The organism is Streptomyces sp. NPDC001393, from assembly GCF_053597455.1.
This window is the reverse complement of sequence record NZ_JBSFIH010000041.1, coordinates 35,006-46,689: the sequence shown is the minus strand read 5'-3', so window position 1 is coordinate 46,689 and position 11,684 is coordinate 35,006. Positions and strand designations below refer to the sequence as shown.

Below are 11,684 nucleotides of genomic sequence, written 5' to 3'. Positions count from 1 at the left end.
GTGGTGTCGCCAGCCTAAGGCCAGGTGTGTGGCTGGGGCGGCCGTTCACTCCCCGTTGAGATTGACGCACGGTCGGTGCGGGGCAAGGAGTGGGTGTACGGCTACGAGGAGGTGGCGGCGACGCATGACGAGCATGTCGAGGGCGAGGGTGGCCCGGCGCATCGCGGCCGGAGCGGCGTACGGCGGTGGCGGGGTCGGGCTGGTCGGCGCGGCCGCGGTCGGTCTGCTGCTCGCGGAGGTACGGCTGGCCCGGCGCCACGTGGGCAACCACAGCGGCGGCCGCGTCCCGGTGGCGGACGGTGTGTACGGCCACGCGTACGACGTCCCCGGAACCGGGGAACCGCCCCTCCGCCTGACCATGCTCGGCGACTCCACGGCGGCCGGTCAGGGAGTGCACCGGGCGGGCCAGACCCCGGGCGCGCTGCTGGCGTCGGGCCTGTCGGCGGTGGCGGAACGCCCGGTGGAACTGCGGAACGTGGCGCTGCCCGGCGCCCGGTCCGACGACCTGGACCGCCAGGTGGCGTCGGTGCTGTCGGGAGCGGCGCCCGTCCCCGACATCTGCGTGATCATGATCGGTGCGAACGACGTCACCCACCGGATGCCGCCGACCCGTTCGGTACGGCACCTGTCGGCGGCGGTACGACGGCTGCGCACGGCCGGTGCGGAGGTGGTGGTCGGCACCTGCCCCGATCTCGGCACCATCGAGCCGGTGCAGCAACCGCTGCGCTGGCTGGCCCGGCGGGCCTCGCGGCAGCTGGCGGCGGCGCAGACGATCGGGGTGGTGGAGCAGGGGGGCCGCACCGTGTCCCTCGGCGATCTGCTGGGCCCGGAGTTCGAGGCGAACCCGCGGGAACTCTTCGGCCCCGACAACTACCACCCCTCGGCGGAGGGGTACGCGACGGCGGCGATGGCGGTGCTGCCGACGGTGTGCGCGGCGCTGGGACTGTGGCCGGAGGAGGAGCGGCCGGACGTGTCGCGGCGCGAGGGGTTCCTGCCGGTCGCTCGCGCGGCTGCCGAGGCTGCGTCCGAGGCCGGTACGGAGGTCACGGCGGCGATGCCGACGGGGCCGCGGGGGCCGTGGGCGCTGCTCAAGCGGAGGCGACGGCGCCGGGTGCCGGAGGCCGAGCCGGCCCGCCCCTCGTTGTGACCCACCTGGGGGCTCGGCTCACCCGCACGTCGTCGGCCAAGCCGCCAGAGGCCAAAGCAAGCGCTTAGTAAATTGCGGTCAGTGTCACACACCAATACCGGTGACCTGGACCATACGGAGCGGTAACTTCCCAACCGGCCCTGCCCGAAAAGCAACCCCCGTTCAGATGGAGCCGTGATGCCCGAAGCCGTCATCGTCTCGACCGCCCGCTCCCCCATCGGCCGCGCCGTCAAGGGCTCCCTGAAGGACCTGCGCCCCGACGACCTGACCGCCACGATCATCCAGGCGGCCCTCGCCAAGATCCCCGAGCTGGACCCGAAGGACATCGACGACCTGATGCTCGGCTGCGGCCTCCCCGGCGGCGAGCAGGGCCACAACCCCGGCCGGATCGTCGCCGTACAGATGGGCATGGACCACCTGCCCGGCTGCACCATCACCCGGTACTGCTCGTCCTCCCTGCAGACCTCCCGCATGGCCCTGCACGCCATCAAGGCCGGCGAGGGCGATGTCTTCATCTCGGCCGGTGTCGAGACGGTCTCCCGCTACGCCCACGGCAGCTCCGACATGCCGGGCACCTACAACCCGCTGTTCGCCGAGGCGCAGGCCCGCACCGAGGCGGTCGCCCAGCAGGAGGGCACGACCTGGCACGACCCGCGCGAGGACGGCCTGCTGCCCGACCCGTACATCGCGATGGGCCAGACCGCCGAGAACCTGGCCCGCGCCAAGGGCATCACCCGACAGGAGATGGACGAGTTCGGCGTCCGCTCGCAGAACCTGGCCGAGCAGGCCATCAAGAACGGCTTCTGGGAGCGCGAGATCACCCCGGTGACGCTCCCGGACGGCACGGTCGTCAGCAAGGACGACGGCCCGCGCCCCGGCGTCACCCTGGAGGGCGTCTCGGGCCTCAAGCCGGTCTTCCGCCCGGACGGACTCGTCACCGCCGGCAACTGCTGCCCGCTCAACGACGGCGCCGCCGCCGTCGTCATCATGAGCGACACCAAGGCCCGCGAGCTGGGCCTCACCCCGCTCGCCCGGATCGTGTCCACCGGCGTCTCCGGCCTCTCCCCCGAGATCATGGGCCTCGGCCCGGTCGAGGCGAGCAAGCAGGCGCTGCAGCGCGCCGGTCTCACCATCGGCGACATCGACCTGGTCGAGATCAACGAGGCGTTCGCCGCCCAGGTGATCCCCTCCTACCAGGAGCTCGGCATCGACATCGACAGGCTGAACGTCAACGGCGGCGCCATCGCCGTCGGGCACCCCTTCGGCATGACCGGCGCCCGGATCACCGGCACGCTCATCAACTCCCTGCAGTGGCACGACAAGCAGTTCGGCCTGGAGACGATGTGCGTCGGCGGCGGCCAGGGCATGGCGATGGTCATCGAGCGCCTCAGCTGACCCACCGTCCGTAGCGGCACCGGCACATCACGTCAGGAAAGGGCCCGGAACCGAGGAAACTCCAAGGTTCTGGGCCTTTTCGTGATCCAATTTCCCCCAGGATGTGACCTATCTCGCTCCCCGGACGCATCGATGCAGGTCAGCGCAGGTCAGCGCGGCGTGCACCGTACCCCCGAACCCAAAGTCCTGTCCGTTTCGTGACGTTACGCACTGACAGCTGGTTAGTCCGCCCTTCAAGCTGATGTAGGAAGTCGGGGGTCGACTTTGAACCGGGAGTACGTCAGTGAGCGCCATGCCGATCGCCCTGCTGCTCACCACGGCAGCCACCGGCGCCGTGGGCGTCGCCGTCCTGCGCACCGTACTGAAGCTGCGCCGCCAGCTGGCGGAGCTGCAGACCCAGCTCGCCGAGAACCAGTCGGCCGCCACGCGTGCGCTGCTGCCGAACGCCCGCACCGGCGCGGACGCCGACCAGATACGCGCCGCCGTGGCCGAGGCGCTCGCCGAGGAGCGGGAGCGGGAGCTGGCGGAGGCGCGCGCCTTCTGGGCCGCGCAGGAGGCCCGTGACGCCTCCGACGCGCCGACCCTGCTGGGCCTGCCCGACACCGAGCTGTTCCTGCCCCGGCAGAACGACTTCGCCGGCCTGGAGCCGGTGTCCGAGCCGACCGCCGACACCGACGAGTTCGCCGGGGAGTCCCCGGAACTGGCCGCGGCCCGCCGCCGTCACCCCTCGCACCCCGACTTCGTCCCGGTGCAGTCGCCGGCGGTGAACGACCACGAGCGCACCGTGACCACGCTGGAGCAGCTGGCCGCCGGACGCGTGGAGCTCGCCGACGTCCGCCCGGGCCCGCTCGGCACCCTCGACGTCTACGCCTTCGCCGACGGCACCACCCTGTGCATGACCCCGGGCCACCGCGAGACCGCCGAACGCCTGGCGGCGGCGGTGCAGGCGGGCGAGGCCCCCTACCTCCTGGGCGGCTCCGGCATCTCCGGCGCCTACACCCTGACCTTCGCCTGCGGCGAGGACATGGTGTACATCCTGGCGGACAGGGTCATAGCCTCGCTCTGAGAGCCCCGGCCGGCCTCAGACCCCCGCCCTCTGGCGCGCTTCCTCGACCACCCGCACCGCTTCGGCGACCTCGTCGTCACTGCGCAGCACCACCGCCAAGTCATGTGCGGCCACGAGGATTTGGTCAGCCGCGGCGAACATCCCCGCATCCGGCATCTCCCTGGGCTCGCTCCCCGGCTCCTCGACCGCCTGGGCCCGCCGGGCCAACTCCCTGGCCAGCGCCAGTGCCTCCGCGGCGGCGCCCCGTTGGAGCCGGCTCTGCGGAGCAGCCCGCAACCGGTCGGCGAAGTGATCCACTGCTCTGGTCAAGGGCGTCGTATCAACCACGCGCCGAGCGTAACGTGCCGCACTGTTGCCAATACGCGAACGCTCAGGCACGGTGACGTGAAGGACCGGCTTACATCCCCTTTGCGTTCGGAGGCGCCGATGTCCCAGCTCTTCTCGGAGGAGACCCACCGCAATCTGCTCGCCCGCATCCCCCACTGCACCGGTCGCGAGGTTTCCGACTGGCTGCGCACCGTTGAAGAAGGCCCCGCCCTGTTCCGCTTCGAGGAGAAGGTCAGCTGGCTCCGGCACGAGTACGACCTCGCGTACGGCCACGCGAAGGCGATCGTCCACGAGTACGACCTGAGGAGGGCAGCACGCAAGCTGCTCTGAAGACGGCGAAGGGCCCCAGGTCGGAACCCGGGGCCCTTCGCATGACCGGCGCGGGCGCTAGTCGTTGTTGGTGAAGATCGCCACCAGCCGCAGCATCTCCAGGTAGATCCACACCAGATGCACGGTGAGACCGAACGCGGCGTGCCAGGACTCGTGGCGCGGGGCGCCGTAGGCGATGCCGTCCTCGATCTCCTTGAAGTCGAGGGTCAGGAAGAACGCACCGAGCAGGATCGCGACGATGCCGACGAGCGCGCCCAGCGGACCGAAGCTGCGCAGACCGCCGTTCTGGGCGACACCGAGGACGACCAGCAGCAGGTTGACCGCCATGACCACCATGAAGGCCATGGCGATGGCGATGCCGACACGGGCGTAGCGGGCGGTGACACGGATCCAGCCGGCCTTGTAGACCAGCAGGGTCGCACCGGCGACCGCCATGGTGCCGAGCACCGCCTGGAAAGGCGCGCCCTGCCAGCGGCTGTTGTACATCTCGCTGACGACGCCGAGGAAGACACCCTCGAAGGCGGCGTACCCGAGGATCAGCGCGGGCGACGGGGTGCGCTTGAAGCTCTGGACCATCGCCAGGACGAACGCGACCAGCCCGGCACCGAAGGCGAGGCCGAAGCTGGTCGCCGTGACCGGCAGCAACGCCCAGGCGAGGACGGCGCCGACGGCGACGGTGCCGAGCGTGATGGCCGAGCGGACGACGACGTCGTCCATCGTCATCCGGTCGGTGGTGGCGGGGGCCTGCGGCGGGGCGCCGTACTGGAGGTCCGCCTGCGCGTACGGGTTCTGGGCGTAGGGGTTCTGCGCGTACGGGTTGCCCTGTGCGTACCCGGCCTGCGGTGCGGTGTTGAAGCCGGCGTAGCCGTTGTCGCGGCTGAACCCCCGTCGCGAGAAGACCGGGTTACTGCTCCTCATTTCACTCCTCCATGGCTGCCGTGCGCAGCCTTGGCTCAAAGCGTAATGGATTGGCAAAGGATCGACATGATACTTGAGGAGGATCTTTCCCCTGCCGTGCTGCCCAACACGCTACGCGTACCGGTGATTCCCGGCCATGGGTGATCGCCTTCCATGACGAACCTGCTACCACACCGAGACGTGCCGCTAACCCAGCGGGAACCCGGTGTACGCCTCGGCCAGGTCGGTCCGGGCCGCGCGGGAGGAGGCGATCCGGGCCAGCCGGGCCTGCTGCAGGCGGGCGTCGAAGGGCGTGGCGTCCGGGGCCGGATGGAGCATCGTCGTCATGTCGTAGGAGAACCGCTCGGCCTGCCAGACGCGGCGCAGGCAGGTCGCGGAGTAGGCGTCGAGGAGCTCCGCCGAGCCGGTCTCCTTCTCGTGGGCGAGGGCACGGGCGAGGGTGACGACGTCCCCGACGGCGAGGTTCAGCCCCTTGGCTCCGGTGGGCGGCACGATGTGGGCGGCGTCACCGGCGAGGAAGAGCCGGCCGTGGCGCATCGGCTCGTGGACGAAGGAGCGCATCGGAGTGACCGACTTCTGGGTGATGGGCCCGCGTTCCAGCCGCCAGCCGTCCTCGGTCTCGAAGCGGTGTTCCAGCTCCGACCAGATCTCGTCGTCGGTCCACTGCTCGGCGTCGGTGCCGGCGGGGACCTGGAGGTAGAGGCGGGAGACGGACGGGGAGCGCATGGACAGGAGGGCGAAGCCGCGTTCGTGGCGGGCGTAGACGAGTTCGTCGTGGGAGGGCGCGACGTCGGCGAGGATGCCGAGCCAGGCGTAGGGGTACGTCCGCTCGAACACGCGGGACAGGGCGGCGGGGAAGGCCTTGCGGGACACGCCCCAGAAGCCGTCGCAGCCGACGGCGTACTCGCACTCCAGGACGTCCTCGCGGTCGTGGTGCCGGAACCGGATGCGTGGCCGGTCGCCCTCCGCGCCGTCCACCGCGAGCGCCTCCGCCTCGAACAGCAGAGGTCCGCCCTCCTTCAGCTGAAGGGCGATCAGATCCTTGCAGACCTCGGTCTGGGCGTACACCATCACCGACCGGCCGCCGGTCAGACCGGGGAAGTCGACGCGGTGGCGGCGCCGGTCGAAGCGCAGCTCGATGCCGTCGTGCCGCAGACCCTCGGCGTCCATCCGCTCCCCGGCGCCGGCCGCACGCAGCACGTCGACCGTGCCCTGCTCCAGGATTCCGGCGCGCTGCCGATGTTCGACGTAGGCGCGGTCGCGGCTCTCCAGGACGACCGAGTCGATGCCGGCGCGGTGCAGCAGGCGCGCGAGCAGCAGTCCGGCCGGTCCGGCTCCGATGATCCCGACGGTGGTGCGCATCGGTTCGTCCCTTCGGGTCGACTCACGAGGTGTTCGCGCAGTGAAACTTTCTTCACTGATCGCGCCGAGTCTGCGCCGGGGAGAATCCGATGTCAATGGTGGGGCGCGGCGTGGTCGGCCACGCCGCGCCCGCGCGGTCAGTGGCCCGGCCAGCCGTCCAGGTGCCGGTGCAGGGTGACGGTGGGCTGCGCATCCGCCTTCGGGGCGTGGGCGACCGCGTCCCGCAGGACCGCGCTCACCTCGCCGGCCAGGCCGTCGACCCGCGTCTTCAGCTCGGCGGCGGGCAGCGTGGAGCGGGTCAGCGCGTCCAGCCGGCGGTGGATGTCGGCGAGCCGCTGCTGGGCGCCGGCGTCGAGGGTGAGCGGCGCCGGCGTGGAGACGACGAACTGGTAGGCGCCGGCGAGGGTCTGGCAGCCGGTGCACTCCTTGTTCGCCGCGTCGCTGAGGTTCACGGCGTTCAGGTGCGTGTGTTCGCCCGCGATCGTGACGATCTGGAAGGACAGCGCGACCGACCGGCAGTGGTCGTCGGCCGAGCAGCCGGCGGAGACGGCGTTGGCCTGGTTGCGCACACCTGCGGCGTTGACGGTGCCGAACTGGCGGATGGTGAAGGAGTCCCGGGCCTCGGTGTGATGGGCCCGGTCGGTGTGGCTGAAGACGTGGTCGGAGGCGAAGGCCGTGTGCGACGCGCCGGTGGCCGCCTGGGCCGGTACGGCGGCGGCCGCACCGGCGACTCCGGCCGCGAACAGTCCCACGCTCAGGGCGCGGCGGGCGAAGGGACGGGTGCCGGAGCGTGCCTTGCGATGGCTGCTCATGAGATCTCCTGTGGATACATGACGATGCGGGTCAGGACGACGCCGGGGCGGGTGAGCCGCCGGACGGCGCGGGCGTGGGGCTCTGGGTCGGCGATGCGGGAACGCTCTCCGACGGGGTCGGCGAGGACGGCGGCCCCGGAGGCGGACTGGCGGGCAGAGCCGGACTGGCGGGCGGAGCCGGACTCGTGGCCGGACCGGCACCGCAGGACCGCGGCCGGTGGGACCGCGCCCCGGTCGGCGCCGGTGGTGCGGGTCAGGACGACGCCGGGGCGGGTGAGCCGCCGGACGGCGCGGGCGTGGGGCTCTGGGTCGGCGATGCGGGAACGCTCTCCGACGGGGTTGGCGAGGACGGCGGCCCCGGAGGCGGACTGGCGGGCAGAGCCGGACTGGCGGGCGGAGCCGGACTCGTGGCCGGACCGGCACCGCAGGACCGCGGCCGGTGGGACCGCGCCCCGGTCGGCGCCGGTGGTGCGGGTCAGGACGACGCCGGGGCGGGTGAGCCGCCGGACGGCGCGGGCGTGGGGCTCTGGGTCGGCGATGCGGGAACGCTCTCCGACGGGGTCGGTGAGGTCGGCGGCCCCGGAGGCGGACTGGCGGGCGGGGCCGGACTCGTGGCGGAACCGGTACCGGAGGACTGCGGCTGGTGAGAGCGCGAGCCGGTCGCCGTGGCCGGGGCCGGGGCCGACGTCGAGGACTGCGGCGCGGCGGCGGACGCGGTCCCCGAGGCCCCCGGCGACGGCCCGTTCCCCGGCGCCGGCGCGGAGGTCCCCGGCACCGCGGACGGCGACAGGGAGGCCGCGCCCCCGCTGCCGTGCCCGTCGTGCCCGCCGTGGCCCGGGGTCGAGGCGTCCCGCGGCGAGGGCTCCTCGGTCGGCACCCCGGGCTGCAGGATCGGTGCGATCGGGGGCTTCTTCGGCAGCGGCTTCGGGGTCACCCCGGACACCCAGGCGCAAGCCAGCCCGGTCAGTCCGGCGAGGGCGAGCACGCACAGGGCGAGGCGCAGCCGAGGGCGGCCGGCGGTGGAGCGGTTCGCGGCCCGCAGGAGCCGACCGCCGATCTTCACGGAGAGATAGACGACACCGGCCATCGGGCAGAGCAGCATCACGCTTCCGATCACCCCGACGAGCCCGGCGGCGATCTGCCCGTGCGCGAACGCGCCGCCCGTGCCGAGGAGTTGCTCGGTCAGCGAGCGGACCATCGTGCTGAGGATCCTGGGCAGGTTCCACAGCGCGTAGCCCATCTCGCCGGCGATCAGCGGCACCATGGTCAGCACCCAGGCGGCCACGACGGTGCGCGCGGACTTCTTCAGCCCGGCGACCTCCGCGCGCGCCGCCCGCCCCTTCGCGCCCGGCACGAGCGCCAGCAGGATCGGCTTGATCCTGCCGTACAGATCCGGCACCCCGGCGAGGTCGCCGAGGATGTAGTAGCCGTCCAGGCGGACGGCCGGCATCAGCTGTTCCAGGATCTCGAAGTGCCCGAGATAGACGGCGGCCAGGAAGAACTGCGCCCCGGTGGCGAAGTAGGCCCCGGCCATGGCCAGCATGAAGACGACGTTGAAGTACACCCCGCCGAGGTCCGTGCGCAGCCGGCCGGCGCGGGAGATCCGGTAGACGTCGGTGACGTCGGTGTACATCGACGGCCAGATGAGGAAGAGCCCGCAGCCGATGCAGCCGGGCCGGGCGCCGCCGTACCGGCAGGCGGAGGCGTGGCCGAACTCGTGGAAGACGAGGGAGGCCACGGTGAGGCCGAAGACGATGAGGATCAGCACCGGCTGGTCCAGGACCTCCAGCACCGGTTCGATCGCCCCGAAGAAGCCGAACAGCCAGACGTCCAGGGCGACGGCCGCGAGCAGCACGGCGGCGACCACGGCCGGGCGGTGCAGCCAGGCCAGGGCCCGCGCGATCCGGCCCGTACGGCGCTCGTCGAAGATCACCCGGTGGCCCTTGAGGGCGAGCAGCAGGTCGGAGCGCGGGGCGTCGACCTCGTCGTCCTCCTGCCCCTCGGGCACGCACACGCCGAGCGGTTCGAGCTTGTTCTCGACCAGGTAGCGGATGTTGTCGCCGCTGACCTCGCGGCCGTAGCGGGCGCTGACCCGGTGGGCGATCGTGTCGACGTCGCGCATGCCGTCGACGGACGACGCCACCAGGTACAGCAGTCTCGACAGCTGGACGACCTGCCCGTCCCCCCGACGGGCGATGTACTTCGGGTCGGTGAAGCCCGAGCCCTGGTACTCGCCGTGCAGCCGCAGCCCCGCGCTGAGCCGCGGTACCGGACCGGCCGGCGTTCCGACGGCCGGCAGGCTGCCGGTCGTCACCTGCTCGTACGTCACCGGCCAGCCCCCGGGCCCGGGCACCGGGCCGGTGTCGTAGAGCGCGGGCCCGTCCCCGAGCACCGTCATATGTGGTCTCCCCCCACGTACTGCCGTGTCCCCCCGGCAGGACCGAGGGGGCGGACCGCCCCGCACGCCCGTGCTTTCCTTGCCCTCCGGGGCGCTCAGTGCGCCCCTTTGGCGTGCGGTCCGCCCCCGCAGCCGTCGTACTACTGCTTGACGGTGATCGTCTGCTGGGCCGAGGACTCGGCGTCCGACCACGCGGAGTGGTCGTTCACGGCGGCCGACTCGTTGTGGGCGTTGATGTTCGCGACGTGCTTGGTGACGTTGACCGTCTTGCCGAAGCTGAACTTCAGCCGGCCCAGGGCCTCACGGCCCGGCAGCAGCTCCGCGGACTCGCCGTCCAGCTCGCGCATGTCCATGCTCATGGTGGTGGTTCCTTTCGTGGTTCGGTCGGGTGGAGCGCGAGGGTTACTGGCTGACGCTGATGCTCTGGCAGGCGCCGGAGTCGGCCACCGACCACGAGGAGTGGTCGTTCAGGGCGGCCGACTCGTTGTGGGCGTTGATGTTCGCGACGTGCTTGGTGACGTTGACCGTCTTGCCGAAGCTGAACTTCAGCCGGCCCAGGGCCTCACGGCCCGGCAGCAGCTCCGCGGACTCGGCGTCGAGCTCATGGGCGTTCAACATGATCGATTCCCCCTCGGGAAACAGGCGGTTCCGGTCGGAGAGAGTCAGGTTCCCCCCGGACTCTGTCCAACTTGGTCGGACGAGCTGTCCAACGAGATTGGACACTAGGGCCTCGCGGCACCCCCGCGCAACCCGTTCCGTGAATCACCCTTTCGGCGGCCCGGTCAACCGACCGTAGAATCGGCGCCGACAGAGACGGTCCGGTCGAGCAGCGAGCAGGAAGTGGACTTCGGTGGCCAACGCACTGCAGCAGTTGATCCGTGAGCGTCTCGACCGCAAGGGCTGGTCCTACGGCGACGTGGCGCGGCGCGGCGGTGTGCCCCGCTCCACCGTCCACCACCTGGCCACCACCGACCGGGTGGTCCGCATGCCCCAGTCCTCCACCCTGGAAGGCCTGGCCAAGGGCCTTGAGCTGCCGCTCGACACCGTGCGCCGCGCCGCCGCCGAGGCCTGCGGCATCCACGTCTACGGCACCCCGCCCGACCAGGACGCAGGCGGTACGGCCGCCCGGGCCACCGACCCCGAGGTGGACCTGCTCATCGCCAGCGTGCAGCAGCTGTCGGCCGAAGACCGCCGGCATGTCGCCGCCCTGGTCGAGTCCCTGCTGGGCCGCTCCGCACAGCCGTCGCCGGAGCAGTGAGCCGGCGGTCCGATCACGGACCCCGCCGGAAAAATCATGCAACTACGCCCGAATGGGCCTTCGTCCCCCGCTAGTCTCTCGTCCTGCCCGAGGAGCGAGAGCCGTACGACCACCCGGGCTCTTTGGGGGGAACGTGTTGTTCGTGCATGGCGGGCCGACCACCGCGGTGGTCCGGGGCCCCGCCGGTGAATCGGTCGTCCTGCTCTCCGGCGAGCTGCCCCAGGTGCTCACCGAGGACGCGATGACCGAGCTGCTGGACCTGGCCGCCGCGATCCTGGACGCGGACGAGCTGGAGCTGTTCCACACCTGCCTGCGCACCCTGCGCACGGACGGCCTCCGGGCGGGCCGACGCATCGAGGTGGACGGAGCGGTACTGACGGTGTACGAGGGGTGAGGAGCCGCGAGATCCGCCCCGGGAAAGGGGCGAGGTGGTGCCCGGAGCCGGACTTGAACCGGCACGCCCGCGAAGGGGCAGCGAGGTTTAAGCTCGCCGTGTCTGCATTCCACCATCCGGGCAGGCCATGGGCTCCGCTACGAGGTTCGAGCCTATCGGGACGCATCCCCCGAACAGCGGAAGGGCGGACCGATGTTGTCTTATTTTATTGACGTCTGAGGGTGCATCAGCCCGCGGAACGCGCCATCCGCACTTGCCAACAGCGTGGCCTGACGTG

At 71.7% G+C, this 11,684-nt stretch carries 13 protein-coding genes and 1 tRNA gene; 6 read left to right on the top strand and 8 right to left on the bottom strand.

From position 1 onward, the window contains the following. Window positions 1-124: 124 nt before the first annotated feature. The 3 genes from ACWC2T_RS32780 to ACWC2T_RS32770 all read left to right on the top strand — a co-directional run bounded on the left by ACWC2T_RS32780 (window position 125) and on the right by ACWC2T_RS32770 (window position 3,608). On the top strand, window positions 125-1,147 hold the full coding sequence (locus tag ACWC2T_RS32780) for an SGNH/GDSL hydrolase family protein (protein ID WP_450673965.1): 1,023 nt from the start codon (window positions 125-127) through the stop codon (window positions 1,145-1,147). A gap of 177 nt (window positions 1,148-1,324) precedes the next feature. After that, a complete protein-coding gene (locus tag ACWC2T_RS32775; protein WP_450673964.1) occupies window positions 1,325-2,542 on the top strand; it encodes an acetyl-CoA C-acetyltransferase in 1,218 nt (405 codons plus the stop codon). Window positions 2,543-2,825: 283 nt separating this feature from the next. Further along, window positions 2,826-3,608 (top strand): hypothetical protein, encoded by a 783-nt coding sequence (locus ACWC2T_RS32770; RefSeq protein ID WP_450673963.1) that lies wholly within the window; start codon window positions 2,826-2,828, stop codon window positions 3,606-3,608. A gap of 15 nt (window positions 3,609-3,623) precedes the next feature. Here the strand turns inward: ACWC2T_RS32770 and ACWC2T_RS32765 are convergent, their stop codons facing one another. Further along, complete coding sequence (locus ACWC2T_RS32765) at window positions 3,624-3,905, bottom strand: hypothetical protein (RefSeq protein WP_450673995.1); 282 nt, start codon at window positions 3,903-3,905, stop codon at window positions 3,624-3,626. A gap of 129 nt (window positions 3,906-4,034) precedes the next feature. Here ACWC2T_RS32765 and ACWC2T_RS32760 point away from each other — a divergent pair, with 129 nt between their 5' ends. Continuing rightward, complete coding sequence (locus ACWC2T_RS32760) at window positions 4,035-4,265, top strand: DUF4287 domain-containing protein (RefSeq protein WP_020940491.1); 231 nt, start codon at window positions 4,035-4,037, stop codon at window positions 4,263-4,265. A 57-nt stretch (window positions 4,266-4,322) separates the two neighbouring features. On the opposite strand, the gene ACWC2T_RS32755 is transcribed toward ACWC2T_RS32760, so the two are convergent. The 6 genes from ACWC2T_RS32755 to ACWC2T_RS32730 all read right to left on the bottom strand — a co-directional run bounded on the left by ACWC2T_RS32755 (window position 4,323) and on the right by ACWC2T_RS32730 (window position 10,373). Then, window positions 4,323-5,183, bottom strand: a complete 861-nt coding sequence (locus ACWC2T_RS32755) for a Bax inhibitor-1/YccA family protein (protein ID WP_450673962.1) — start codon at window positions 5,181-5,183, stop codon at window positions 4,323-4,325. Between the two features lie 186 nt (window positions 5,184-5,369). After that, entirely contained in the window at window positions 5,370-6,545 is a 1,176-nt protein-coding gene (locus ACWC2T_RS32750; RefSeq protein ID WP_450673961.1) for a 4-hydroxybenzoate 3-monooxygenase, read from the bottom strand. Window positions 6,546-6,682: 137 nt separating this feature from the next. Further along, window positions 6,683-7,357, bottom strand: a complete 675-nt coding sequence (locus ACWC2T_RS32745; protein ID WP_450673960.1) for a hypothetical protein — start codon at window positions 7,355-7,357, stop codon at window positions 6,683-6,685. 475 nt (window positions 7,358-7,832) lie between these two features. Next, window positions 7,833-9,755: a hypothetical protein gene (locus ACWC2T_RS32740; protein WP_450673959.1), complete on the bottom strand. Its 1,923-nt coding sequence runs from the start codon at window positions 9,753-9,755 to the stop codon at window positions 7,833-7,835. A 140-nt stretch (window positions 9,756-9,895) separates the two neighbouring features. Then, window positions 9,896-10,114 carry a hypothetical protein gene (locus ACWC2T_RS32735; protein WP_351205916.1) on the bottom strand — a complete coding sequence of 73 codons (219 nt, stop codon included), beginning with the start codon at window positions 10,112-10,114 and terminating at the stop codon, window positions 9,896-9,898. 43 nt (window positions 10,115-10,157) lie between these two features. Next, on the bottom strand, window positions 10,158-10,373 hold the full coding sequence (locus ACWC2T_RS32730) for a hypothetical protein (protein WP_450673958.1): 216 nt from the start codon (window positions 10,371-10,373) through the stop codon (window positions 10,158-10,160). 232 nt (window positions 10,374-10,605) lie between these two features. On the opposite strand from ACWC2T_RS32730, the gene ACWC2T_RS32725 reads away from it, so the two are divergent. Next, complete coding sequence (locus tag ACWC2T_RS32725; RefSeq protein ID WP_450673957.1) at window positions 10,606-11,013, top strand: helix-turn-helix domain-containing protein; 408 nt, start codon at window positions 10,606-10,608, stop codon at window positions 11,011-11,013. Window positions 11,014-11,155: 142 nt separating this feature from the next. Beyond that, window positions 11,156-11,407, top strand: a complete 252-nt coding sequence (locus tag ACWC2T_RS32720) for a hypothetical protein (RefSeq protein WP_450673956.1) — start codon at window positions 11,156-11,158, stop codon at window positions 11,405-11,407. A gap of 35 nt (window positions 11,408-11,442) precedes the next feature. Here the strand turns inward: ACWC2T_RS32720 and ACWC2T_RS32715 are convergent. Then, window positions 11,443-11,529, bottom strand: a tRNA-Leu gene (locus ACWC2T_RS32715). Between the last annotated feature and the right edge of the window lie 155 nt (window positions 11,530-11,684).

Bases quoted from the DNA above. Each gene is read 5' to 3' on its own strand.
- ACWC2T_RS32760 (WP_020940491.1), top strand. From the start codon at position 4,035: ATGTCCCAGCTCTTCTCGGAGGAGACCCACCGCAATCTGCTCGCCCGC.
- ACWC2T_RS32755 (WP_450673962.1), bottom strand. From the start codon at position 5,183: ATGAGGAGCAGTAACCCGGTCTTCTCGCGACGGGGGTTCAGCCGCGAC.
- ACWC2T_RS32780 (WP_450673965.1), top strand. From the start codon at position 125: ATGACGAGCATGTCGAGGGCGAGGGTGGCCCGGCGCATCGCGGCCGGA.
- ACWC2T_RS32745 (WP_450673960.1), bottom strand. From the start codon at position 7,357: ATGAGCAGCCATCGCAAGGCACGCTCCGGCACCCGTCCCTTCGCCCGC.
- ACWC2T_RS32735 (WP_351205916.1), bottom strand. From the start codon at position 10,114: ATGAGCATGGACATGCGCGAGCTGGACGGCGAGTCCGCGGAGCTGCTG.
- ACWC2T_RS32775 (WP_450673964.1), top strand. From the start codon at position 1,325: ATGCCCGAAGCCGTCATCGTCTCGACCGCCCGCTCCCCCATCGGCCGC.
- ACWC2T_RS32740 (WP_450673959.1), bottom strand. From the start codon at position 9,755: ATGACGGTGCTCGGGGACGGGCCCGCGCTCTACGACACCGGCCCGGTG.
- ACWC2T_RS32750 (WP_450673961.1), bottom strand. From the start codon at position 6,545: ATGCGCACCACCGTCGGGATCATCGGAGCCGGACCGGCCGGACTGCTG.
- ACWC2T_RS32730 (WP_450673958.1), bottom strand. From the start codon at position 10,373: ATGTTGAACGCCCATGAGCTCGACGCCGAGTCCGCGGAGCTGCTGCCG.